This is a genomic window from Acinetobacter sp. YH16032 (genome assembly GCF_013417345.1).
GTDB lineage: Bacteria > Pseudomonadota > Gammaproteobacteria > Pseudomonadales > Moraxellaceae > Acinetobacter.
On record NZ_VPEE01000148.1, the window covers coordinates 1 to 1481 of the forward strand.

At 43.9% G+C, this 1481-nt stretch carries 1 protein-coding gene; it reads left to right on the forward strand.

Going from position 1 to position 1481, the window contains the following annotated elements:
- Positions 1-92 precede the first annotated feature (92 nt).
- Positions 93-1427 (forward strand): ISNCY family transposase, encoded by a 1335-nt coding sequence (locus FTV32_RS17055; RefSeq protein ID WP_180029155.1) that lies wholly within the window; start codon positions 93-95, stop codon positions 1425-1427.
- The last annotated feature ends 54 nt before the right edge of the window (positions 1428-1481 follow it).

Sequence of the window (1481 nt, forward strand, 5' to 3'; positions counted from 1 at the left end):
TGTTACTCACCATTCAAAATGTCTATATTCTCACCAATAAAAATGTCTAGTTTATGATGGTTTAAACATCATGGACTGGATATGAAATATAGATGCTGATCACTATGTCTGACAAAGAAATTCAACGTCTTGCTGTTCTGCAAGACGTTCGAGATCATCGTATTACACAAGTCCGTGCTGCTGAAATCCTTAATCTTTCAACCCGTCAAATTACCCGGTTATTACAGAAGCTCAATCAAGATGGTGTTTCAGGTATGACGCATGCCAGTCGTGGTCAACCGGGCCATCATCGCCATGACGATTTATTAAAATCGCAATGTCTTTCCATTATTTCTGAACATCTGCTGGGCTTTGGACCTACCTTGGCGCATGAGAAGCTCAGCAGCATGTTTGACCTGAATATCCCGGTAGAAACGGTTCGGCGCTGGATGACTGCAAATGACCTTTGGATTCCGCGATCCAAACGTCTAAAACGCCCATACCAGCCACGCTATAACCGTGATTGCTTCGGTGAGCTGATCCAGATTGATGGCTCATATCATGACTGGTTTGAAGGAAGAGCCACCAAATGCTGTTTGCTGGTTTATATCGATGATGCTACCGGCAAGCTGTTGCATCTACGCTTTTGTGAGGCTGAAACGACCTTTGACTATATGCTTTCAACCCGAGCCTACATTGAGCAATACGGCAAGCCCTTGGCCTTTTATAGCGATAAACACTCGGTATTTAGAGTCAACCAGAAATCCAGGCAAGACAGCCAGATCACGCAATTTGGGCGGATTCTGAATGAGTTAAACATTGATATTATCTTCGCCAATTCACCCCAGGCCAAAGGTCGCGTAGAGCGAGCGAATAGAACCCTTCAGGACCGTTTGATCAAGGAGATGCGCCTGGAAGGCATCTGTTCGATTGCAGAAGCAAATGCCTGGTTGCCCTGCTTTATTGAGCAGTTCAATCAGAAGTTCGCCAAATGTGCGCGAAACTCAAAGAACCTGCATCGACCATTAACCGAATCTGATCTTGAACTGGATGATATTTTTACCTGGCAGGAACCGCGTAAGGTCACCAAGAACCTGACGATTACCTATGACAAATGTATTTATCTGCTTGAACCGACAGAGCTGAATCATAAGCTTGCTGGGCAATACGTTTCATTTCTGGAGTATCCGGATGGCACTGTGGCCCTCATGCATGAAGGACGAAAGCTCAACTACAGCATCTTCAATAAATTGGCTGGGCTGCAGCAAAATGAGATTGTTGAGAATAAACGGTTAGGTTCAGTCCTGGCGCATATCCAGCAACAGCATGAAGAGTTGGAAAAACAGAATAAACGTTCCCGTCTCAAGAAAAGTATGCCGAGTCGTAAAGCTCAGAAAGCTGTTATTGAACAAAGAAAGTTAAATCCTGTGCTTGACTCTTGTGGTTAAAAACAGGACATTTTAAATGGTTTATCGCATAGACATTTTAATTGGTGAATAACA